A 23,862-nucleotide genomic window follows, 5' to 3' on the forward strand; every position below is an offset into this window, starting at 1 on the left:
AGCAGCATAGGCCAACGCAGCATTCAGAGCGCGAGTATGCGGTGCGCCGCGGCGCTCGTCACGCCGCGGGCTGCCTGCCGGGGCCCGGCGACCACCCTGGGGGGTGGCCGCTAGGGACCGGTCAGCTGTTGTTGTGATCGATCTTGATGGTCGGGTCGCTGCCGGCGATCAACGAATTGATGTTGGCGTTGGACCAGTTGTTGCCTTCCAGCTTGATCGTCACGTCGGCGTTGGCCAGGCCCCCGGCGGCGTTGAGCTTGCCCTCGGAGCTGACCTGCAGGGTCGAGACCCCGTCCACGGTGGTGATCTTGAGGAAGTTGTCGATGGTGCTGGCGCTCTCGCCCTGCAGCAAGTCACGCAGGTCGATGCGGTCGCCTTCGCTGGCCTTGAAGTCCTTGATCACGTCGTTGCCGGTGTCGCCGGCCTTCCAGACGAAGGTGTCGGCACCCGAACCGCCGATCAGGATATCGTTGCCCTGGCCACCGATCAGGGTGTCGTTGCCGGTTCCCCCCAGCAGGATGTCATTGCCCTTGCCGCCGTCCAGCAGGTCGTTGCCGCCCTGGCCGAAGAGAATGTCATTGCCGGCACCGCCCAGCAGAGTGTCGTTGCCGTCGTGGCTGCCAGACACATCGAACTCGGTGTAGTGCTCGGTGATGTACTGGTGCACGTTGCTGGTGGTGACCTTGCTCACGTCGACCCCGGTCTGCTTGGCCACATAGGCCTGCATGGCCTGGTAGCCCTCGCCTGCGACGCCGTTGAAGCTCACCAGGTCGCCGAACAGGATGTCGTTGCCGTCGCCGCCGCTGACCTTGTCGGCCCCCGGCATGGTCGCTTCGGTGTGGCCGATGATCGAGTTGGCCAGGTCGTTCGGGTCGATGTTGGTCTGCGGCTTGCCGTCGCTGTCGTAAGGCTTGAGGTCGTTGAGGCTGACACCACTGTTGATGCCGATGGCTTCGACGTTCGACAGGCCGCTGAGCAGGGCAAAGCCGCTGTTGGAGTTGGTGGTGGTGTAGTAGTCGGTGCTGCTGCCGGAGCCGGCCAGGTTCGACAGCTCGTAGGTACCGTCGCCCTGGGCGTGCAGGGTGCCCAGGGTCTTGCTGCTCCAGCCCCAGCCATTGTTGGTCTGCAGGATCGTCGTGCCGTCGCTGGCGACGCTCAGGTAGTGAGAGTTGTCGAGGTACTTGCCGAAGGTATCCCCCAGCTTGTAGTTGCTGGTGGTCACCACATCGTCGAGGCGCACGTTGCCGTACAGCGTCGGGTTGGTCTGCTCGCCGCTCTGGTAGTAGGTCGGCTTACCGTCGGTGATGAAGTAGGTCAGGTTGGTGGCGTTGCTGTTGCCGGTGGCCTGGCTGCTCTGGAAGAAGTTGGCCGTGGCCTTGAACACGTCTTCGTAGTTGGTACCGCCGCCGGACGTCATCGAGTCCAGCACCGCCTTGAGCTGGGCCAGGGCGGTCGGGTCGTTGAGGTTAACCGACACCGACTTGTTGACCTGGGTATCGAAGTCGGCGAGGAAGATGTTCACCGTCCCCGAGCTGCTGCCGCCGATGCTGTTCTTCAGGGTATTGAACACCGAGGTCAGGGAGTTCTTGGCCGCGGTGATCGAGGCGCTGCTCATGCTGCCCGAGCTGTCCACCATGAAGGCGATGTTGTAGTTGGTGCCCGGGACCACGGTCAGGCCGCCGATGTCGGCAACCACGATGTCGTTGCCATCGGTGCCGGTAACGGTGTCGTCGCCGGAAGTGGCGACCACCGAGTTGTAGACCGCCGGGTAGACCTTGACCGGGATCTGCGCCGAAGTGCTGGCAGAGCCGCCCAGGGACTCGGTGGAGGTCGAGGTCACGTTCAGGTTGAAGGTGCCGTTGTAGTACGGCGGCGGCGTGACCGTCAGGTTGCCCAGGTTCCAGCCGGTGACGTTGGCTTCACCGGAAGTCGCGGTGGCGGTGAAGGTGTGCCCGGCGCCATCGCTGAGCACCGAGCCTGCCGGAATGCCGCTGATCTTCACGCTGAGGGTTTCCGAGCCGTCGGTATCGGTCAGGCCGGTGGTGATCTTCGACAGATGCACGCTGCCGCCTTCGCCGCCCTCGTTGAGCTTGTAGCCGTCGTAGTAGCCTTCGCCGTTGGTGCCGTGCAGGTCGGACACCGAGACTCCGGCGTTGGTCAGGTCGGTGACGCCGGTGTACAGCGGCACGCCGGCGTTGCTCAGGTCCACCGCAGCCCCGCCGTTGACCGAGAGGTTGACGTCGTAGGAGCCCGGGCCGCTCTGGTTGTGGTGGTAGATATCGATGGTGTAGTAGCCGCTGGTGGTCGGGGTGAAAGTACCGTTGAGGTTACCGCCCGCGCCCCAGGTGGTGCTGGCCACGTTCTTGCCGCCGATGGTCACCAGCAGGCTGTCGTCGCCGGTGCCGGAGAAGGTATAGGCCTTGCCTGCTTCCAGGTAGATCAGGCCTGAGGTCTTCGACGCGGTGCCCGGCGTGATGTTGCCGTCGGACTGGACGTTGGTCGCCAGGCTGCTGCTGTTGGGTGTGCCGGCAGCGTCGATCACCGATTTCAGAGTGCTGGCGGAAGCGCCGCTGCCGTCGGTGCCCAGGCCGCTGAGGTTGGTCCAGACTTCCTTGAGCAGGCCCACCGAATTCACGCTGTTGCCGGCCACGCTCAGGGTCGGCGCATCGGCTACCGGGGTGATGTCGACGGTCACCGTGCCGGTGTTGCCCAGGGCCTGGCCGTCGGTTGGCTGGAACTTGATCTGGGCGTAATCGGCCTGCTGGTTGCCCACGCCGTTGCCGCCGTAGCCATTGGTTCCGGATTCGTTGGTGTCCGGTGTGAAGCGCAGTTTTCCGGCATCGATATCGGCCTTGCTGAAGGTCTGGTTGTTGGCCACATCCTTCCAGGTCGAACCGTCCAGGTATTGCAGTTTGCCGTCGCTGGGCAACTGGGTGATCTTCACGCCGAGGCTGGACGCCGGGCTGTCGACGTCGCTGACGCCGAAGTTCGACCAGGACAGTGCCAGCGGGGTGTCTTCGTTGCCGGTCACGGCGCCGCCAGTGGCGGTTGGGGCGTCGTTCACCGCCACCACGTTGACCGTGGTAGTGGCGACGTTGGAGTAGTTGCCGCCGTCGGTCACGGTCACGGTGATGGTCCGTGGCGTGGTGCTCGGGTCTTCACTGTTGTTGGTGAAGGTGATGTTCTTGATCTGCTGCATGTAGTCGGCCAGCGTCGCGCTGCCCGACAGGGTCAGGGTGATCGAACCGTCCTTGCTGTTGGCATTGATGGTGATGCCGTTGACGCTGTTGCCCAGGTTCAGCGAGTCCCCCGGCTGGCGGTTGGTCAGCACGATGGTGGCGCCGGTGAGCAGGGTGCTGTCCGGGTCGGTGATGCTCAGGTCGGTGTCGGCGATCGACACGCCGGGGCCTGTGGTGCCTTCGGTGAAGGTGACCTTGTAGTCGGCCCCGGTAGCACCGCTGGAGTTGTTGGCATCCAGGTCGATGACCGGCGGAGCGTCGTTATCGATGATCGAGGTAGTGACGCTGTTGTTGCTGCCCACCACCAGGTTCTCGAAGTTGCCGCCAGTGGCCGAGTCGATCTTGACCGTGAAGTTCTCGGTGCCTTCGGTGATCTTGTCGTCAATGGTGGCGACGTTGAAGGTGGCGCTGCTGGCGCCGGCCGGGATCTTCACGGTGTACACGCCGCTGAAGTCCGAACCGTCGGTGGCGGTGCCGCTGTAGCTGATCTTCAGGGTGACTTCGGTCTGCGCCGGGTGAGTCAGGCTCACGGTGTAGCTGGCGGTCTGGCCTTCGGTGACCGAGGCGCTGCCGCTGATACCCACCGAAGTGGTGTCCAGTGTATCGGTGACGTTGGTCACCGCTGGCGTGGTGTCCGTGACCAGCTTCTCGAAGTTGCCGCCAGTGGCGTTGGTGATGGTGGCGTTGACCTTGCCTGCGTCGATGTAGACGTCGTCTGCCGGCGCCGCAACGGTGACCGTCCCGGTGGTTTTCCCGGCCTCGATATGGATCACCGAACCGTTGGACAGGGTCACGGTCACCGGAGTGCCGGCGGCGTTGGTCAGGGTGGCGGTGTAGGTGATCTGGCCACCTTCAGCGACGGTGCCAGTGGCAGTCAGGCTGACGCTGGTGGTGTCGACCGTATCGGTCACGGTGGTGCTGACCGGAGTCTTGTCGGCGACCAGGTTCTCGTAGTTACCGCCGCTGACATTGGTGATGGAGTTGGTCAGCGGGGTATGGCCGACCAGCACATCGTTAGGCGCACTGATGCTTACCGAACCAGTGGTTTCGCCGACCGGGATGGTGATCTTCTCGCCATTGGCCAGGGTCACGACTACAGGTGAGCCGGTCACTGGAGCAGTGACGGTGGCGGTGTAGGTGACGTTGCCACCTTCGGCCGCCGAAGGCGTGGCCTTGAGCGACACGGTGGAGTTGTCGATGGTGTCGGTAACGTCAGTCACGGCCGGCGTGGTGTTCGGCACCAGCTTCTCGAAATTGCCGCCCTCGGCCTTGGTGATGGTGGCTTCGACCTTGCCTGCGTCCTTGTACACGTCGTCAGCCGGGGCCGCGACGGTGGTGGTGCCGGTAGTGGCGCCCGCGGCGATGGTGATTACCGCACCGTTGCTCAGGGTCACGGTCACCGGAGTACCGGCGGCGTTGGTCAGGGTGGCGGTGTAGGTGATCTGGCCGCCTTCAGCGACGGTGCCAGTGGCAGTCAGGCTGACGCTGGTGGTGTCGACGGTGTCGGTCACGGTGGTGCTGACCGGAGTCTTGTCGGCGACCAGGTTCTCGTAGTTACCGCCGCTGACATTGGTGATGGAGTTGGTCAGCGGGGTATGGCCGACCAGCACATCGTTCGGCGCGCTGATGCTTACCGAACCGGTGGTTTCGCCAACCGGGATGGTGATCTTCTCGCCATTGGCCAGGGTCACGACTACAGGCGAGCCGGTCACTGGAGCAGTGACGGTGGCGGTGTAAGTGACGTTGCCACCTTCGGCCGCCGAAGGCGTGGCCTTCAGCGATACGGTGGAGTTGTCGATGGTATCGGTAACGTCAGTCACGGCCGGCGTGGTGTTCGGTACCAGCTTCTCGAAATTGCCGCCCTCGGCCTTGGTGATGGTGGCTTCGACCTTGCCTGCGTCCTTGTACACGTCATCGGCAGGTGCGGCCACGGTGGTGGTACCCGTGGTGGCGCCGGCGGCGATAGTAATCACTGCGCCGTTGGAGAGGGTCACGGTGACCGGAGTACCTGCGGCATTAGTCAGGGTGGCGGTGTAGACGATGGAGCCGCCTTCGGCCACCGACTCGGTAGCGCTCAGGCTCAGAGTGGTGGTGTCTGGTGTGTCAGTTACCGAGGTTTCAGCCGGCTTGTCGCTAATTTCCAGCTTCTCGTAGTTACCACCGTCGGCTTTGGTAATGGTCGTGCTGAGCGAACTGCCGCCCGCCAATGCATCGTTGGGTGCGGTGAAGTTCACGCTGGCGGACGATTCACCCACTGGAATGGTGATGGTCTGTCCGTTGGACAGGGTCACTACGACCGGCGAGCCGGTTACTGGCGCAGTCACGGAAGCGGTGTACACCACATTGCCGCCTTCGGCGACGCTAGGGGTAGCCGTCAGTGAAACAGTGCTGGTGTCGATGGTATCGGTAACGTCGGTGACCGCTGGCGCTGGATTGGTTTCCAGATTCTCGAAGTTGCCGCCCTCAGCCTTGGTGATGGTGGCTTCGACTTTGCCTGCATCTTTGTAGACGTCATCCGCCGGGGCCGCGACGGTGGTGGTGCCAGTAGTGGCACCCGCTGCGATGGTGATCACTGCGCCGTTGGACAGCGTCACGGTCACCGGGGTGCCGGCGGCGTTGGTCAGGGTCGCGGTGTAGACGATGGAGCCGCCTTCAGCCACCGACTCGGTCGCGCTCAGGCTTAGAGTGGTGGTGTCCGGGGTATCGGTGACGGAGGTTTCAGCCGGCTTGTCGCTAATTTCCAGCTTCTCGTAGTTGCCACCGTCGGCTTTGGTAATGGTCGTGCTCAGCGAACTGCCGCCAGCGAGGGCATCGTTTGGCGCGGTGAAGTTCACCGAGCCCTGGCTTTCGCCCACTGGAATAGTGATGGTCTGTCCGTTGGACAGGGTCACCACGACTGGGGAGCCGGTTACTGGCGCAGTCACCGATGCGGTGTAAACGACGGTGCCGCCTTCAGCCACATTCGGAGTGGCGGTCAGACTGAGCGTCGACGTATCGATCGTGTCTGTGACGTCGGTGACTGCCGGGGCTGGATTGGTCTCCAGGTTCTCGAAGTTACCGCCTTCGGCCTTGGTAATGGTGGCTTCGACCTTGCCGGCGTCTTTGTAGACATCATCCGCCGGGGCCGCGACGGTGGTGGTGCCGGTAGTGGCGCCTGCGGCGATGGTGATCACTGCGCCGTTGCTCAGGGTCACGGTGACTGGAGTACCAGCGGCATTAGTCAGGGTCGCGGTGTAGACAATCGAACCACCTTCGGCCACGGACTCGGTAGCGCTCAGGCTCAGAGTGGTGGTGTCAGGGGTATCGGTAACCGAAGTCTCGGCTGGCTTGTCGCTGATTTCCAACTTCTCGTAGTTACCGCCATCCGCCTTGGTGATGGTAGTGCTCAGGGAGCTGCCGCCAGCGAGGGCATCGTTGGGTGCGGTGAAGTTCACGCTGGCGGACGACTCACCCACCGGGATGGTGATGGTCTGGCCGTTGGACAGGGTCACCACGACTGGCGAGCCGGTTACTGGAGCAGTGACCGACGCGGTGTAAACAACAATGCCACCCTCAGCCACGCTTGGTGTTGCAGTCAGACTGACAGTCGAAGTGTCGATGGTGTCAGTGACATCAGTCACCGCTGGCGCTGGATTGGTCTCCAGGTTCTCGAAGTTGCCGCCTTCGGCCTTGGTAATAGTGGCTTCGACTTTACCGGCGTCCTTGTAGACGTCATCGGCAGGTGCGGCCACGGTGGTGGTACCCGTGGTGGCACCGGCAGCAATAGTGATCACGGCACCGTTACTCAAGGTCACGGTGACCGGAGTACCGGCAGCATTGGTCAATGTGGCGGTGTAGACAATCGAACCGCCTTCGGCCACGGACTCAGTAGCCGAGAGGCTCAGGGTGGTAGTGTCTGGTGTGTCAGTTACCGAGGTTTCAGCGGGCTTATCGCTGATTTCCAACTTCTCGTAGTTACCACCATCCGCCTTGGTGATGGTGGTGCTCAGGGAGCTGCCGCCAGCGAGGGCATCGTTTGGCGCGGTGAAGTTGACGCTGGCGGACGACTCACCCACCGGAATGGTAATGGTCTGGCCGTTGGACAGGGTCACTACGACCGGCGAGCCGGTTACTGGTGCGGTCACGGAGGCGGTGTAAACCACGGTTCCGCCTTCAGCCACGCTCGGCGTAGCAGTCAGGGAAACAGTGCTGATGTCGATAGTGTCAGTGACATCAGTTACCGCCGGGGCTGGATTGGTCTCCAGATTCTCGAAGTTACCGCCTTCGGCCTTGGTAATGGTGGCTTCAACCTTGCCGGCGTCTTTGTAGACGTCATCGGCAGGGGCTGCGACGGTCGCTGTGCTCGAGGTAGCACCGGCAGCAATGGTGATCACTGCGCCGTTGGACAGAGTCACGGTTACTGGGGTGCCGGCTGCGTTGGTCAGAGTGGCGGTGTAGACAATCGAACCGCCTTCGGCCACGGACTCGGTAGCGCTCAGGCTCAAAGTGGTGGTGTCCGGGGTATCGGTGACGGAGGTTTCAGCGGGCTTGTCGCTGACTTCCAGTTTTTCGTAGTTGCCGCCGTCGGCCTTAGTGATGGTGGTGCTCAGGGAGCTACCGCCCGCCAACGCATCGTTGGGTGCGGTGAAGTTCACGCTGCCGGACGATTCACCCACTGGAATGGTGATGGTCTGTCCGTTGGACAGGGTCACCACCACTGGCGAGCCGGTTACCGGAGCAGTGACCGACGCGGTGTAAACAACAATGCCACCCTCAGCCACGCTTGGTGTTGCGGTCAGACTGACCGTCGACGTATCGATCGTGTCTGTGACGTCGGTGACTGCCGGGGCTGGATTGGTCTCCAGGTTCTCGAAGTTACCGCCTTCGGCTTTAGTGATGGTGGCTTCGACTTTACCAGCGTCTTTGTAGACATCATCAGCTGGCGCGGCGACGGTCGCGGTACCCGAGGTAGCACCGGCAGCGATGGTGATCACTGCGCCGTTGCTCAGGGTCACGGTGACTGGAGTACCAGCGGCATTGGTCAATGTGGCGGTGTAGATGATCGAACCGCCTTCAGCTACAGACTCAGTAGCCGAGAGGCTCAGGGTTGTAGTGTCTGGTGTGTCAGTTACCGAGGTTTCAGCCGGCTTGTCGCTGACCTCCAGTTTTTCGTAGTTGCCACCGTCGGCTTTGGTAATGGTCGTGCTGAGCGAACTGCCCCCAGCCAGAGCGTCGTTTGGCGCGGTGAAGTTGACGCTGGCGGACGACTCGCCCACCGGAATGGTGATGATCTGTCCGTTGGACAGAGTGACCACGACCGGCGAGCCGGTTACTGGCGCGGTCACCGACGCGGTGTAAACAACAATGCCACCCTCAGCCACGCTTGGAGTTGCGGTCAGACTGACAGTCGACGTATCGATCGTGTCAGTGACATCAGTCACCGCCGGGGCTGGATTGGTCTCCAGGTTCTCGAAGTTACCGCCTTCGGCCTTGGTAATGGTGGCTTCGACTTTACCGGCGTCTTTGTACACATCGTCAGCCGGAGCGGCGACGGTGGCAGTACCGGAAGTGGCACCGGCGGCGATGGTGATTACCGCGCCATTGCTCAGGGTCACAGTGACCGGAGTGCCAGCTGCATTGGTCAATGTGGCGGTGTAGACGATGGAGCCGCCTTCGGCCACGGACTCAGTAGCCGAGAGGCTCAGAGTTGTAGTGTCAGGAGTATCGGTGACCGAGGTTTCAGCCGGCTTGTCGCTGATTTCCAGCTTCTCGTAGTTACCGCCATCCGCCTTGGTGATGGTGGTGCTCAGGGAGCTGCCGCCCGCCAACGCATCGTTTGGCGCGGTGAAGTTGACGCTGGCGGACGACTCGCCCACTGGAATGGTGATGGTCTGGCCATTAGACAGAGTCACTACGACCGGGGAACCAGTCACGGGGGCGGTGACCGACGCGGTGTAAACCACAGTGCCGCCTTCGGCGACATTAGGGGTAGCTGTCAGCGAAACAGTGCTGGTATCGATGGTGTCAGTGACATCGGTGACGGCTGGAGTCGGGTTGGTCTCCAGGTTCTCGAAGTTGCCACCCTCGGCTTTGGTGATCGTTGCCTCGACCTTGCCGGCGTCCTTGTAGACGTCATCGGCTGGCGCGGCGACGGTCGCTGTGCCTGAGGTAGCACCGGCAGCGATGGTGATCACTGCGCCGTTGGAGAGGGTCACGGTGACCGGAGTACCTGCGGCATTAGTCAGGGTGGCGGTGTAGACGATGGAACCGCCTTCAGCCACGGACTCGGTCGCGCTCAGGCTCAGAGTGGTGGTGTCCGGGGTATCGGTAACCGAAGTCTCGGCTGGCTTGTCGCTAACTTCCAGCTTCTCGTAGTTGCCGCCGTCGGCTTTGGTAATGGTGGTGCTCAGGGAACTACCACCAGCCAGAGCATCGTTGGGCGCAGTGAAGTTCACGCTGGCGGACGACTCACCCACTGGAATGGTGATGGTCTGACCGTTGGACAGAGTGACGACTACCGGCGAACCGGTCACTGGCGCAGTCACGGAGGCGGTGTACACCACAGTGCCGCCTTCGGCGACGCTTGGTGTTGCAGTCAGACTGACCGTCGAAGTGTCGATGGTGTCAGTCACGTCGGTGACTGCTGGAGCTGGATTGGTCTCCAGATTCTCGAAGTTACCGCCTTCGGCCTTGGTAATGGTGGCTTCAACCTTGCCGGCGTCTTTGTAGACATCATCCGCCGGGGCCGCGACGGTGGTGGTGCCGGTAGTGGCGCCTGCGGCGATGGTGATCACTGCGCCGTTGGACAGCGTCACGGTGACCGGAGTACCTGCGGCATTAGTCAGGGTGGCGGTGTAGACGATGGAGCCGCCTTCAGCCACAGACTCAGTAGCCGAGAGGCTCAGGGTTGTAGTGTCTGGTGTGTCAGTTACCGAGGTTTCAGCGGGCTTGTCGCTGACCTCCAGCTTCTCGTAGTTGCCGCCGTCGGCCTTAGTGATGGTGGTACTCAGGGAGCTGCCGCCAGCCAACGCATCGTTGGGTGCGGTGAAGTTTACCGAGCCCTGGCTTTCGCCAACCGGAATAGTGATGGTCTGACCGTTGGACAGAGTGACGACTACCGGCGAACCGGTCACTGGCGCAGTCACGGAGGCGGTGTACACCACAGTGCCGCCTTCGGCGACGCTTGGTGTTGCAGTCAGACTGACCGTCGAAGTGTCGATGGTGTCAGTCACGTCGGTGACTGCTGGAGCTGGATTGGTCTCCAGGTTCTCGAAGTTGCCGCCTTCGGCCTTGGTAATAGTGGCTTCGACTTTACCGGCGTCCTTGTAGACGTCATCGGCAGGTGCGGCCACGGTGGTGGTACCCGTGGTGGCACCGGCAGCAATAGTGATCACGGCACCATTGCTCAAGGTCACGGTGACCGGAGTACCGGCAGCGTTGGTCAATGTGGCGGTGTAGACAATCGAACCACCTTCAGCCACGGACTCAGTAGCCGAGAGGCTCAGGGTTGTAGTGTCTAGTGTGTCAGTTACCGAGGTTTCAGCGGGCTTGTCGCTGACCTCCAGCTTCTCGTAGTTACCGCCATCCGCCTTGGTGATGGTGGTGCTTAGGGAACTGCCGCCAGCGAGGGCATCATTCGGCGCGGTGAAGTTCACCGAGCCCTGGCTTTCGCCAACCGGAATAGTGATGGTCTGTCCGTTGGACAGGGTCACCACGACTGGGGAGCCGGTCACTGGCGCAGTCACCGATGCGGTGTAAACGACGGTGCCGCCTTCAGCCACATTCGGAGTGGCGGTCAGACTGACCGTCGACGTATCGATCGTGTCTGTGACGTCGGTGATAGCTGGAGTCGGGTTGGTCTCCAGATTCTCGAAGTTACCGCCTTCGGCTTTAGTGATGGTGGCTTCGACCTTGCCCGCGTCCTTATAAACGTCATCGGCAGGTGCGGCCACGGTTGCCGTGCCCGAAGTGGCACCGGCAGCAATAGTGATCACGGCACCGTTACTCAAGGTCACGGTGACCGGAGTGCCAGCGGCGTTGGTCAGTGTGGCGGTGTAGACGATGGAGCCGCCTTCGGCCACCGACTCGGTCGCGCTCAGGCTTAGAGTGGTGGTGTCTGGTGTGTCAGTTACCGAGGTTTCAGCGGGCTTGTCGCTGACCTCCAGCTTCTCGTAGTTACCGCCATCCGCCTTGGTGATGGTGGTGCTTAGGGAACTGCCGCCAGCGAGGGCATCATTCGGCGCGGTGAAGTTCACCGAGCCCTGGCTTTCGCCAACCGGAATAGTGATGGTCTGTCCGTTGGACAGGGTCACCACGACTGGGGAGCCGGTCACTGGCGCAGTCACCGATGCGGTGTAAACGACGGTGCCGCCTTCAGCCACATTCGGAGTGGCGGTCAGACTGACCGTCGACGTATCGATCGTGTCTGTGACGTCGGTGACAGCTGGAGTCGGGTTGGTCTCCAGATTCTCGAAGTTACCGCCTTCGGCTTTAGTGATGGTGGCTTCGACCTTGCCCGCGTCCTTATAAACGTCATCGGCAGGTGCGGCCACGGTTGCCGTGCCCGAAGTGGCACCGGCAGCAATAGTGATCACGGCACCGTTACTCAAGGTCACGGTGACCGGAGTGCCAGCGGCGTTGGTCAGTGTTGCGGTGTAGATGATCGAACCGCCTTCGGCCACGGACTCAGTAGCACTCAGGCTCAGAGTGGTGGTGTCCGGAGTATCGGTGACCGAGGTCTCGGCAGGCTTGTCGCTGACTTCCAGTTTTTCGTAGTTGCCGCCGTCGGCCTTAGTGATGGTGGTGCTCAGGGAGCTGCCGCCAGCGAGGGCATCGTTTGGCGCGGTGAAGTTTACGCTGGCAGAAGACTCACCCACCGGGATGGTGATGGTCTGACCGTTGGACAGAGTGACGACCATTGGAGAACCGGTCACTGGTGCAGTCACGGAGGCGGTATACACCACGGTTCCACCTTCAGCCACGCTCGGCGTGGCAGTCAGGGAAACGGTGCTGGTGTCGATGGTGTCAGTGACATCGGTTACCGCCGGGGCTGGATTGGTCTCCAGGTTTTCGAAGTTGCCGCCTTCGGCCTTGGTAATGGTGGCTTCGACTTTGCCTGCATCTTTGTAGACGTCATCCGCCGGGGCCGCGACGGTGGCAGTACCGGAAGTGGCGCCAGCGGCGATGGTGATCACCGCGCCGTTAGAGAGCGTGACAGTAACAGGCGTACCCGCAGCATTGGTCAGGGTCGCGGTGTAGACAATCGAACCACCTTCGGCCACGGACTCGGTAGCGCTCAGGCTCAGGGTAGTGGTGTCCGGGGTATCGGTCACGCTGGTTTCAGCCGGCTTGTCGCTGATTTCCAGCTTCTCGTAGTTACCACCGTCGGCTTTGGTAATGGTGGTGCTGAGCGAACTGCCGCCCGCCAATGCATCGTTGGGAGCAGTGAAATTCACGCTGCCAGACGACTCACCTACTGGGATGGTGATGGTCTGACCGTTGGACAGAGTGACGACCACTGGAGAACCGGTCACTGGCGCGGTCACGGAGGCGGTGTACACCACGGTTCCGCCTTCAGCCACGCTCGGCGTGGCAGTCAGGGAAACGGTGCTGGTGTCGATGGTATCGGTGACATCAGTCACAGCTGGAGTCGGGTTGGTCTCCAGGTTCTCGAAGTTGCCGCCTTCGGCCTTGGTAATGGTGGCTTCGACTTTGCCGGCGTCCTTGTACACGTCGTCAGCCGGGGCCGCGACGGTCGCTGTACCCGAGGTAGCACCGGCAGCGATGGTGATCAGTGCACCATTGCTCAGGGTCACGGTGACTGGAGTACCAGCGGCATTGGTCAATGTGGCGGTGTAGATGATCGAACCGCCTTCAGCTACAGACTCAGTAGCCGAGAGGCTCAGAGTGGTGGTGTCCGGGGTATCGGTAACGCTGGTTTCAGCCGGCTTGTCGCTGATTTCCAGCTTCTCGTAGTTACCGCCGTCTGCCTTGGTAATGGTGGTACTCAGGGAGCTACCGCCCGCCAACGCATCGTTGGGAGCGATGAAATTCACGCTGCCGGAAGACTCGCCCACTGGGATGGTGATGGTCTGGCCGTTGGACAGGGTCACCACGACTGGCGAGCCGGTTACCGGCGCTGTCACCGAGGCGGTGTAAACCACAGTGCCGCCTTCGGCGACGCTCGGCGTGGCAGTCAGGGAAACGGTGCTGGTGTCGATGGTGTCCGTGACATCGGTGACGGCTGGAGTCGGGTTGGTCTCCAGGTTCTCGAAGTTGCCGCCTTCGGCCTTGGTAATGGTGGCTTCGACTTTGCCGGCGTCCTTGTAGACGTCATCCGCCGGGGCCGCGACGGTGGTGGTGCCGGTAGTAGCGCCAGCGGCGATGGTGATCACCGCGCCGTTGGAGAGGGTCACGGTGACTGGAGTACCAGCGGCATTGGTCAGGGTGGCGGTGTAGACGATGGAGCCACCCTCGGCCACGGTATCGGTGGCGGTCACGCTCAGGGTCGTTGTATCCGGAGTATCAGTAACCGAGGTCTCTGCCGGCTTGTCGCTGATTTCCAGCTTCTCGTAGTTACCGCCGTCCGCCTTAGTGATAGTGGTGCTCAGGGAGCTACCGCCCGCCAACGCATCGTTGGGTGCGGTGAAGTTCACGCTGCCGGAAGACTCGCCCACTGGGATGGTGATGGTCTGGCCGTTGGACAGAGTGACGACGACCGGCGAACCGGTCACTGGCGCAGTCACCGATGCGGTGTAAACGACGGTGCCACCCTCAGCCACGCTTGGTGTTGCGGTCAGGCTGACGGTCGAAGTATCGATAGTGTCTGTGACGTCGGTAACTGCCGGAGCCGGGTCGGTGACCAGTTTTTCGAAATTGCCGCCATCGGCCTTGGTGATGGTGACCTCAACCTTGCCGGCGTCTTTATAGACGTCATCGGCAGGGGCGGCGACGGTGGCAGTACCGGAAGTGGCACCGGCAGCGATGGTGATTACCGCGCCGTTGCTCAGGGTCACGGTGACCGGGGTGCCCGCAGGGTTGGTCAGGGTCGCGGTGTAGACGATGGAGCCGCCTTCGGCCACGGTATCGGTGGCCGACAGGCTCAGGCCGGTGTCGTCGATGCTGTCGGTCACGGTGGTGACCGCTTTGTCTGGGCTGGGTTGCAGGTTCTCGAAGTTGCCGCCTTCAGCCTTGGTGATACCGACTTCGATGGTCTCGCCGTTCTTGTAGACGTCATTGGCTGGCGCCGGGACGTCGATCGAGCCACTGGACTTGCCCGCTTCGATAGTGATCACCGAGCCGTTGGACAGGGTGATGGTCACCGGAGTCTGTGCCGGGTTGGTGAGGGTGGCGGTGTAGGTGATCTGCCCGCCCTCGGTAACGCTGGCATCAGCGGTCAGGCTGACGGTGGTGGTGTCGATGGTGTCGGTGACCTGGGTGACCGCCGGGGTCGGGTTGACCGTTACCAGCAGGCCGCCACCGCCGGTGGTGCCGGTCACGCTGACGCTGATCTGGCCCGGGTCGATATAGACGTTGTCCTGGGGCGCAAGGGGCACCTGCACGCTGCCAGTGGTCTGGCCGGCGCTGATGACGATGACCGCGCCATTGGACAGGGTCACAGTCAGGTCGGTAAGTGGCGCCTGGGTCAGGGTCGCGGTGTACACCAGGGTGCCACCGGCTTCGGTAATGGTTGGGGTGGCGCCCAGGGTCAGGGTGGCCGGGCGCAGGGAGTCACTCCCGCTGCCATTGCCGTTGCCATTGCCCAGGCCGCCATTGTTGGTCAGGCCGCCAAAGGTGTTGTCCTGGGTCGAGTTGGCCAGCCCCAGGCCAGCGGTGGGGAAACCGATGGTCGGGTCGACCCGGCCCGCAGTCTCTTCCAACTGCACAAAACTGTGGCCACCACCGGCCGCGCCGCCATTCCCCGCGGCGGTCGGGCCGGCGGCGGTGGCTTCCAGGTCGGTGGTCGGGTCGGCGCCGGCGGCGATGGCCTGCTGCAGTTCTGCCACCGAAGGGGCGGCCTGAGCGGTGGCCTGTGCCAGGTCCGTGCTGGAGTCCGGTGCGGCACCGCTCCACTGGGTGTCACGCCCCAGGTCCAGAGTACGCCCGTCGGTCAACTCCAGGGTGACGGCCCCGGCCGGGCCGGTGTCTACCTGGTCACCCACGAACAGGCGGTCCCCTTCAATGAGTACGCGTCGGATCCCTTCCGGGGAAACCACGAAAACTTGGCCGACAATGCTTTTGACGATGGCAACAACACTGCTCATTGGGGACTCTCCGGTGTACCGCTCAGTCGACTTCCATGTACCGGCTTGGGCGCGGGCCGCAACTCAGTCAGGACGTACTAGGTGTGTAATTGGGAACGGGTAATTGACAGATCTATCGTCAAAAGTTTGGCTATATTTTTTGGGTATTAACTTTATGCCAAACTATTGACCTTATGGACGCCATCCTAAACAATCGCCGAATTAATGTCACATTGATATTCACGCGGTAACCTGACTTGAAGTATGTGAACCAGTTCTTAGTTTGAACTTTCCGACGGACGGTTGTTTTGGTTGTAATAAATCGATGTGGTGCCACGTTCTGACGTGATTCTGGACACGCTGTCCGAGGGAAATTCTTACCATGCGTTTTCATCTGTTCAAGGCCCTGCCCTTTGCCTTAGCCGCCAGCTTTGTGCAGGCTCAAACCCTTCCTGAAGCCATGCAGAAAGCACTGGATGTGCACCCGGAAATCCAAGCCGGCGTGAACAGCCGTCTGGCTGCTGACTACCAGCTGAAAGCCGCCAAAGGTGGCTATCTGCCACGAGTGGACATGTTAGCTGGCTATGGTCGTGAAGGGACGGATAACCCTACGACCCGTGCGGGTACAGGCAGCAATCACTGGGAAACCTTGAACCGCGGCGAGTCAAGTTTGCGTCTGCAACAGATGGTTTTTGACGGTTTTGCCACGTCCAGCGAAGTCGGGCGTCAACAAGCCACCGTCAACTCCCGCGCCTACTCCCTGCTGGGCACCTCCGAGCGCACGGCCCTGACCGTGGCCCAGGTCTATCTGGATGTGCTGACCCGCCGTCAATTCGTGCAACTGGCGGAAGACAACCTGCGCAATCACGAGCGTATATACGACCAGATCAAACTGCGCACCCAGCGTGGCGTGGGTAGCGGCGCCGACCTTGACCAGGCTGAAGCGCGGATGGCCCAGGCCCGCAACAACCTGATCACCGAGCAGACCAACCTCGCCGACGCCCAGACCAACTACCTGAGTGCCGTCGGAGAAATGCCGGACCAGCTGGAACGCCCTGCCAGTTTTATGGCGCTGTTGCCGGCCAACCTCGACGAGGCCCGGCACCAGATGCTGGAAAACAGCCCGATCCTGCGTTCCGCCGAGTCCGATATCGTCGCTGCCGAGAAGCAGTACGATGCCGCCAAGTCGGCGTTCTATCCGCGCTTCGACGCGGAGCTGGGGCGTACTGCCGACAACGACCTGGACGGCCAGAACGGCCACAACAATGAATGGCAGGCCATGCTGCGCATGCGCTTCAACCTGTTCGCCGGCGGCAGCAACAAGGCCGACCTGGAGTCCAAGGCCTACCAGTCCAACCAGGCGCTGGATATCCGCAACAACGCCCTGCGGGTGCTGAACGAGGAACTGGGCCTGGCCTGGAACGCCTTGAACAACGCCAACGCCCAGGTGCCGATCGCCCAGCAATATGTGGATCACAGCACCAGCGTGCGGACCGCCTACCAGAAGCAGTTCAGCCTGGGTGAACGTACCCTGCTGGACTTGCTCGACAGTGAAAACGAGTTGTTCACCGCCTCCCGGCGCCTGGCCGAGATCCAGAACATTCAGTTATTTACTCAATATCGAATCAAGGCGACCATGGGCGAGTTGCTCAAAAGCCAGGGAGTGGTGGCACCTATGGCCTCCGTCGTGCAAAGCGATGTGAAGCCCAAGGTCCAGCTGCCCGGGATGAATTGAGCTAATTTCATCCAACCAGCCAGTCAAGAGTGTCGAGCGTGGAATCAGAAGTCAGTGTGCAACTCAGTCATGATCCACGCGGCATGCATGACGATCCCCTTCTGGATGGTTTGCTGACCCTCTGCTTCCTGCACCAGAAGCCCGCCAGTGCGGCGATGCTGACCACCGGCCTGCCCTTGCCATCCCAGCGCCTGAGCGCCGAGCTGCTGCCTCGGGCCGCGGCCCGGGCCGGGCTGCAGGGCCGGGTGCTGCGGCGCAAGCTCGAACAGATTCCAGCCATCGCCATGCCCGCCCTGTTGCTGCTCAAGGACGGTCGCAGCGCGGTGCTGCTGGGCTGGCAGGGTGAAGACCAGGCGCGGCTGCTGCTCAGCGAAAGCGATGGCGGCGAAGTCTGTGTCGACCGCCAGTTGCTGGCCGACGATTACAGCGGCCAGGTGTTCTTCGCCCAGCCCCAGCACAAGTTCGACGTCAACCACGGGTCGCTGATCCCCCGCGCCCGTTCCTGGTTCCGCGACACCCTCAAGCGCTCGCGCTGGCTGTATGCCGACGCCATTGCCGCGAGCCTGCTGATCAACATCATCGCCATGGCCGCGCCATTGTTCGTGATGAACGTCTATGACCGGGTGGTGCCGAACCAGGCCACCTCGACCCTGTGGGTGCTGTCCATCGGCATCATCGGCGCCTACATCTTCGACCTGATCCTCAAGGGCCTGCGCAGCTTGTGCCTGGACCTGGCGGGAAAGAAGACCGACCTGATCATTTCCGCCACGCTGTTCGAGCGCATCGTCGGCATGGCCATGAAGTACCGCCCGGCACGGGTCGGCAGCTTCGCCCAGAACATCCATGAGTTTCAGAGCCTGCGAGACTTTCTCGCATCCCTGACCCTCACCAGCCTGATCGACCTGCCGTTCACCCTGCTGATCTTCCTGGTGATCGCCATCCTTGGCGGGCATCTGGTGTGGATTCCGGTGCTGGCCTTCCCGATTGCCCTGTGCATCGGCTATGCCCTGCAGAAGCCCCTGGTGGCGACCATGGAAAAGACCATGGCCCTGGGCGCCGAGCGCCAGTCGAGCCTGATCGAGACCCTGGCCGGGCTGGACGCGGTCAAGGTCAACAACGCCGAGAGCGAGCGCCAGTACCAGTGGGAGCAGACCATCGGCACCCTCAGCCGGCTTGAGCTGCGGGTGAAGATGCTGTCCAGCCTGGCAATGAACATCACCTTGCTGATCCAGCAACTGGCCGGGGTGATCATGATCATCTTCGGCGTGTACCAGATCATCGACGGCAACCTCAGCATGGGCGGCCTGATCGCCTGCTACATGCTCAGCGGTCGGGCCCTGAGCCCGCTGGCTTCGCTGTCCGGGCTGCTGACCCGCTACCAGCAGGCGCGGGTCACCATGACCTCCGTGGACCAGATGATGGAGCTGCCCCAGGAGCGCAATTTCGACGAGCGCCCCCTGAGCCGCAGCGTGCTGCAGGGTGCCATCGAGTGTCGGCAACTGAGCTTTACCTACCCGGGGCAGCAGAACCCGGCGCTGAAGAACATCAACCTGATGATCAAGCCGGGGGAAAAGGTCGGCATCATCGGCCGCAGCGGCTCCGGCAAGAGCTCCCTGGCCAAGCTGCTGGTGGGGCTCTACCAGCCGGATTCCGGGGCCCTGCTGGTAGACGGTGTGGACATCCGCCAGATCGACGTCAGCGAACTGCGTCACAACATCGGCTACGTGCCCCAGGACATCCAGCTGCTGGCCGGTACCCTGCGTGACAACCTGACCTCCGGTGCCCGCTACGTCGAGGACGAACTGGTACTGCAGGCTGCGGAACTGGCGGGGGTCCATGAGTTCGCCAGGCTGCACCCACAGGGCTATGAATTGCAGGTGGGCGAGCGCGGGCAGAACCTTTCCGGTGGCCAGCGGCAGAACGTCGCCCTGGCTCGCGCGCTGTTGCTCAACCCACAGATCCTGCTGCTCGACGAGCCCACCAGCGCCATGGACAACACCGGCGAAGAGCGCTTGAAACAGCGCCTGGAGGCGGTGGTGCAGAGCAAGACCGTGGTACTGGTCACCCACCGGGCGTCGTTGCTGTCGCTGGTGGACCGGCTGTTGGTGGTGGACCGTGGACAAATCCTGGCCGATGGCCCGAAAGCGGTGGTGATGGAAGCGTTGAAGAAGGGGCAGATCAGTGTTGCTTAAGTCGGGATTCAAGGACTCGATCCGTCGCTATTTCAAAGGCACCGATTCGCTCCAGGGGCAGCCGCTGCCCGAGGTCAACAAGGCACTGATCGAAGATGCGCCGCGGGTTATCCGCCTGACCATCTGGGGCATCATCGCGTTCTTCCTGTTCCTGGTGCTGTGGGCCAACTTCGCGGTGATCGACGAGGTAACCAAGGGCGAGGGCAAGGCGATTCCTTCCTCCAAGCTGCAGAAGATCCAGAACCTGGAAGGCGGCATCGTCTCCGAGCTGTACGTCAAGGAAGGCCAGATAGTCGAAGCCGGCGCGCCGCTGATTCGCCTCGACGACACGCGCTTCCAGTCCAACGTCGGCGAGACCGAGACCGTGCGCCTGTCCATGCTGCTGCGGGTCGAGCGCCTGAGCGCCGAGGTGGATGAACGCGAGCTGAATTTCCCCGCTGAGGCGGTCAAGGAAGCGCCGGGCCAGGCGGCCAGTGAGAAATCCCTGTACCAGAGCCGTCGCCAGCAACTGCATGACGAGATCGGTGGCCTCCAGGAACAGCTGATCCAGAAGCAGCAGGAACTGCGCGAGTTCACCTCCAAGCAGGCGCAATACCGCCAGCAACTGGGCCTGCAGCGCCAGGAAATCGCCATGTCCGAGCCGCTGGTGGCCCAGGGCGCGGTGTCGCCGGTGGAAGTGCTGCGGCTCAAGCGTGCCGAGGTGGAAACCCGTGGCCAGCTGGACGCCACCACCCTGGCGATCCCTCGCGCCGAATCGGCGATCAAGGAAGTGCAGCGCAAGATCGATGAAACCCGCGGCAAGTTCCGCAGCGAGGCCCTGACCCAGCTCAACGAAGCGCGCACCGAACTGAACAAGGCCAGCGCCACCGGCAAGGCCCTGGAAGACCGGGTCAGCCGCACCCTGGTGACCTCGCCGGTACGCGGTATCGTCAAGCAGCTGATGGTCAACACCATCGGCGGGGTGATCCAGCCGGGCAGCGACATGGTGGAAATCGTCCCCCTGGACGACACCCTGCTGGTGGAAGCCAAGATCCGTCCCCAGGACATCGCCTTCCTGCACCCGGGGCAGGAAGCGGTGGTCAAGTTCAGCGCCTATGACTACACCATCTACGGTGGCCTCAAGGCCCGCCTGGAACAGATCGGCGCCGATACCATCACCGATGAAGACAAGAAGACCACCTACTACATGATCAAGCTGCGCACCGACCGCAGCCACTTGGGCACCGATGAAAAGCCGCTGCTGATCATCCCCGGGATGGTGGCCTCGGTGGACATCATCACCGGCAAGAAAAGCATCCTCAGCTACCTGCTCAAGCCGATCATCCGCGCCCGCGCCGAAGCCCTGCACGAACGTTGATCCATGTAAGAAACCACCTGCCAGCCTTGTAGGAGCTGGCTTGCCAGCGAAGGGGCCTTGAGAGCGCCTTCGTCGGCGTGCCGTCCCCAAGCGGTCCATCGGTTGAATCAACATATCGTTATTCACTAACGGTATTTAAATTCGTTTTCTTATATCTATAAAGTTGACTCCCTGCGTACCTGCCGACCAATCGGCGCGCCGCACGAAATGAACCCACACGGGATCTCCGTGAGTTTCTGATCGACGCGCGCGCCCTGGGCGCGCCTGCGCGGGAGTTTCAGTCATGTCTGCATCAGCCAGTGCCGCCTCCATTGCCGCACAAGCTTTCGAAATCCGGCCCTTGAATGGGGCTGTAGGCGCCGAGATCGTCGGCCTCGACCTGTCCCGGCCAGTCAACGACCAGGACTTCGCCCGCATCCACCGCGCCCACCTGGACCATCACGTAGTGGTGTTCCGCGACCAGCGCATCAGCCCCGAACAGCAGATTGCCTTCAGCCGTCGCTTCGGTGTGTTGCAGATTCATGTGCTCAAGCAGTTCCTGCTGGCCGGGCACCCGGAAATCCTCATCGTTTCCAACATCATCGAGAACGGCCAGTCCATCGGCCTGGGGGACGCCGGCAAGTTCTGGCACTCGGACCTCTCCTACAAGGAACTGCCGAGCCTGGGCTCGATGCTGCACGCCCAGGAACTGCCAGCCGAAGGGGGCGACACCCTGTTCGCCAACATGCACCAGGCCTGGGACAACTTGCCCGAGGCGCTGCGCAAGGCGGTCGAGGGGCGCAGCGCCGCCCACTCCTATACGGCGCGCTACAGCGAGACCAAGTTCGAGGGCAACTGGCGCCCGACCCTGACCCCGGAGCAACTGGCCCAGGTCGCCGAGGTGGTGCACCCAGTCGTGCGCACTCACCCGGAAAACGGCCGCAAGGCGTTGTTCGTCAGCGAGGGCTTCACCACCCGCATCGTTGGCCTGCCGGAAGACGAAAGCGCCCAGTTGCTGGCCGAGCTGTATGCCCACAGCGTGCTGCCGGACAACATCTACCGCCATCAATGGCAGCCCCACGACCTGGTGTTCTGGGACAACCGCTCGCTGATCCACCTGGCCGCCGGTTGCCCGAGCCATCTGCGCCGCAAGCTGTATCGCACCACCATCCAGGGCGACGCCCCTTACTGATCAGCCAGGCACGGCAGGAGAACCAGCATGTCCTTATCCATTCCCTTCATTCCCCGCCTCGGCAGACTGGCCACGGCCATCGGCCTGGGTTTCAGCCTGCTGGCCGGCAGCCTGGTTGCGCCTGCGCCGGCCCAGGCCGAAGGCGAGATCCGCATCGCTGAACAGTTCGGTATCGTCTACCTGCTGCTCAATGTGGTGCGCGACCAGAACCTGATCGAAAAGCACGGCAAGGAGCAGGGCATCGACATCAAGGTCGACTGGACCCAGCTGTCCGGCGGCGCGGCGGTCAACGACGCGCTGCTGTCGGGCTCCATCGACATTGCCGGGGCCGGCGTCGGGCCGCTGCTGACCATCTGGGATCGCACCCACGGCCGGCAAAACGTCAAGGCCGTAGCCTCTCTGGGTAACTTTCCCTACTACCTGGTGAGCAACAATCCCAAGGTCAAGACCATCGCCGACTTCACCGAAAAGGACCGCATTGCGGTACCGGCGGTGGGGGTCTCGGTGCAGTCGCGCTTCCTGCAATACGCCGCCGCCAAGCAATGGGGCGACAAGGAATTCAATCGCCTGGACAAGTACACCATCGCCGTTCCCCACCCGGACGCCACCGCCGCGCTGATTGCCGGCGGCACCGAGCTGACCGGGCACTTCTCCAACCCGCCATTCCAGGACCAGGCCCTGGAGAACCCCAATGTGCACGTGGTGCTCAATACCTACGACCTGCTGGGGCCCAACTCACCGACGGTGCTGTTCGCCACCGAGAAATTCCGCAACGACAACCCCAAGACCTACAAGGCCTTCGTCGAAGCGCTGGCCGAAGCGGCCGAGTTCGCCCAGCACGACAAGGGCGCAGCCGCCGATACCTACCTGCGCGTGACCAAGGCCAAGATCGACCGCGCCGCTTTGCTGAAGATCATCGACAACCCGCAGTTCGAGTTCAGCGTGACACCGAAAAACACCTACCCACTGGCGGAATTCCTCTACCGGGTCGGTGCGATCAAGAACAAGCCCGAGTCGTGGAAGGACTACTTCTTCCAGGATGCCAAACCGTTGCAGGGGAGCTGATCGCCATGAATGCCCTCTTGCCAGGCCACACGGCCAGCAATCGCGCTGCCATCGCCCAGGCGCTGTTGGCGGTGGAACAAGTCAGCCTGGAATACCGCACCCCGCAGCGGGTGGTGCGGGCCACCCACCAGGTGAGTTTCGAGGTTGATCCGGCCGACCGCTTTGTCCTGCTGGGGCCTTCAGGCTGCGGCAAGTCGACCCTGCTCAAGGCCGTGGCCGGGTTCATCCAGCCCTGTGAGGGCGAGATTCGCCTGCAAGGCCAGCGCGTCAGCCAGCCCGGGCCGGATCGTATCGTGGTGTTCCAGGAGTTCGACCAGTTGCCCCCCTGGAAAACCGTGAAGCAGAACGTGATGTTTCCCCTGCTGGCGTCGAAGACCCTCGGCCGCCGCGAGGCCGAAGAGCGCGCCCTGGAATACCTGGAGAAAGTCGGCCTGGCGGCTTTCGCCGATGCCTATCCGCATACCCTGTCCGGTGGCATGAAGGCCCGGGTGGCGATCGCTCGCGCCCTGGCCATGCAGCCGAAGATCCTGCTGATGGACGAACCTTTCGCCGCCCTCGACGCCCTGACCCGGCGCAAGATGCAGGAGGAGTTGCTGCGGCTCTGGGAGGAGGTGCGCTTCACCTTGCTGTTCGTCACTCACTCCATCGAGGAAGCGCTGGTGGTGGGCAATCGCATCCTCCTGTTGTCGCCTCATCCGGGGCGCGTGCGGGCGGAAGTCCACAGCCACCAGTACGACCTGCAGAGCCTCGGTGGCGTGGCTTTTCAGCAGACCGCGCGGCGCATCCACCGCTTGCTGTTCGATGAAGGCCAATCGCCGGAAACTGAAACCGAGCTGGATTTCGCCGATATCCGTATCGCTTATTGAGCCGTCAGGCCACCGT

At 62.4% G+C, this 23,862-nt stretch carries 7 protein-coding genes; 6 read left to right on the forward strand and 1 reads right to left on the reverse strand.

Translation table 11 applies throughout. From position 1 onward, the window contains the following. Positions 1-121 precede the first annotated feature (121 nt). Entirely contained in the window at positions 122-15,481 is a 15,360-nt protein-coding gene (locus AC07R1_RS21975; protein ID WP_495110938.1) for a LapA family giant adhesin, read from the reverse strand. A gap of 361 nt (positions 15,482-15,842) precedes the next feature. Here AC07R1_RS21975 and AC07R1_RS21980 point away from each other — a divergent pair, with 361 nt between their 5' ends. From AC07R1_RS21980 to AC07R1_RS22005, 6 genes are all read left to right on the forward strand, one after another. Beyond that, complete coding sequence (locus tag AC07R1_RS21980) at positions 15,843-17,195, forward strand: TolC family outer membrane protein (protein ID WP_011058515.1); 1,353 nt, start codon at positions 15,843-15,845, stop codon at positions 17,193-17,195. 38 nt (positions 17,196-17,233) lie between these two features. After that, entirely contained in the window at positions 17,234-19,387 is a 2,154-nt protein-coding gene (locus tag AC07R1_RS21985) for a type I secretion system permease/ATPase (RefSeq protein ID WP_011058516.1), read from the forward strand. Further along, positions 19,377-20,744 (forward strand): HlyD family type I secretion periplasmic adaptor subunit, encoded by a 1,368-nt coding sequence (locus tag AC07R1_RS21990; RefSeq protein WP_011058517.1) that lies wholly within the window; start codon positions 19,377-19,379, stop codon positions 20,742-20,744. Before AC07R1_RS21985 ends, AC07R1_RS21990 begins: the two co-directional genes overlap by 11 nt. A gap of 283 nt (positions 20,745-21,027) precedes the next feature. Continuing rightward, positions 21,028-21,915: a TauD/TfdA dioxygenase family protein gene (locus AC07R1_RS21995; protein WP_011058518.1), complete on the forward strand. Its 888-nt coding sequence runs from the start codon at positions 21,028-21,030 to the stop codon at positions 21,913-21,915. Between the two features lie 27 nt (positions 21,916-21,942). Then, positions 21,943-22,980: an ABC transporter substrate-binding protein gene (locus tag AC07R1_RS22000; protein ID WP_015633677.1), complete on the forward strand. Its 1,038-nt coding sequence runs from the start codon at positions 21,943-21,945 to the stop codon at positions 22,978-22,980. 5 nt (positions 22,981-22,985) lie between these two features. Continuing rightward, complete coding sequence (locus tag AC07R1_RS22005) at positions 22,986-23,846, forward strand: ABC transporter ATP-binding protein (RefSeq protein ID WP_011058520.1); 861 nt, start codon at positions 22,986-22,988, stop codon at positions 23,844-23,846. Positions 23,847-23,862 lie beyond the last annotated feature (16 nt).

This window comes from Pseudomonas sp. GW821-FHT07F01, from assembly GCF_059418825.1.

Coding starts and splice junctions, on each gene's coding strand:
- AC07R1_RS21975 (WP_495110938.1), bottom strand. CDS start 15,481: ATGAGCAGTGTTGTTGCCATCGTCAAAAGCATTGTCGGCCAAGTTTTC.
- AC07R1_RS21980 (WP_011058515.1), top strand. CDS start 15,843: ATGCGTTTTCATCTGTTCAAGGCCCTGCCCTTTGCCTTAGCCGCCAGC.
- AC07R1_RS21995 (WP_011058518.1), top strand. CDS start 21,028: ATGTCTGCATCAGCCAGTGCCGCCTCCATTGCCGCACAAGCTTTCGAA.
- AC07R1_RS22000 (WP_015633677.1), top strand. CDS start 21,943: ATGTCCTTATCCATTCCCTTCATTCCCCGCCTCGGCAGACTGGCCACG.
- AC07R1_RS22005 (WP_011058520.1), top strand. CDS start 22,986: ATGAATGCCCTCTTGCCAGGCCACACGGCCAGCAATCGCGCTGCCATC.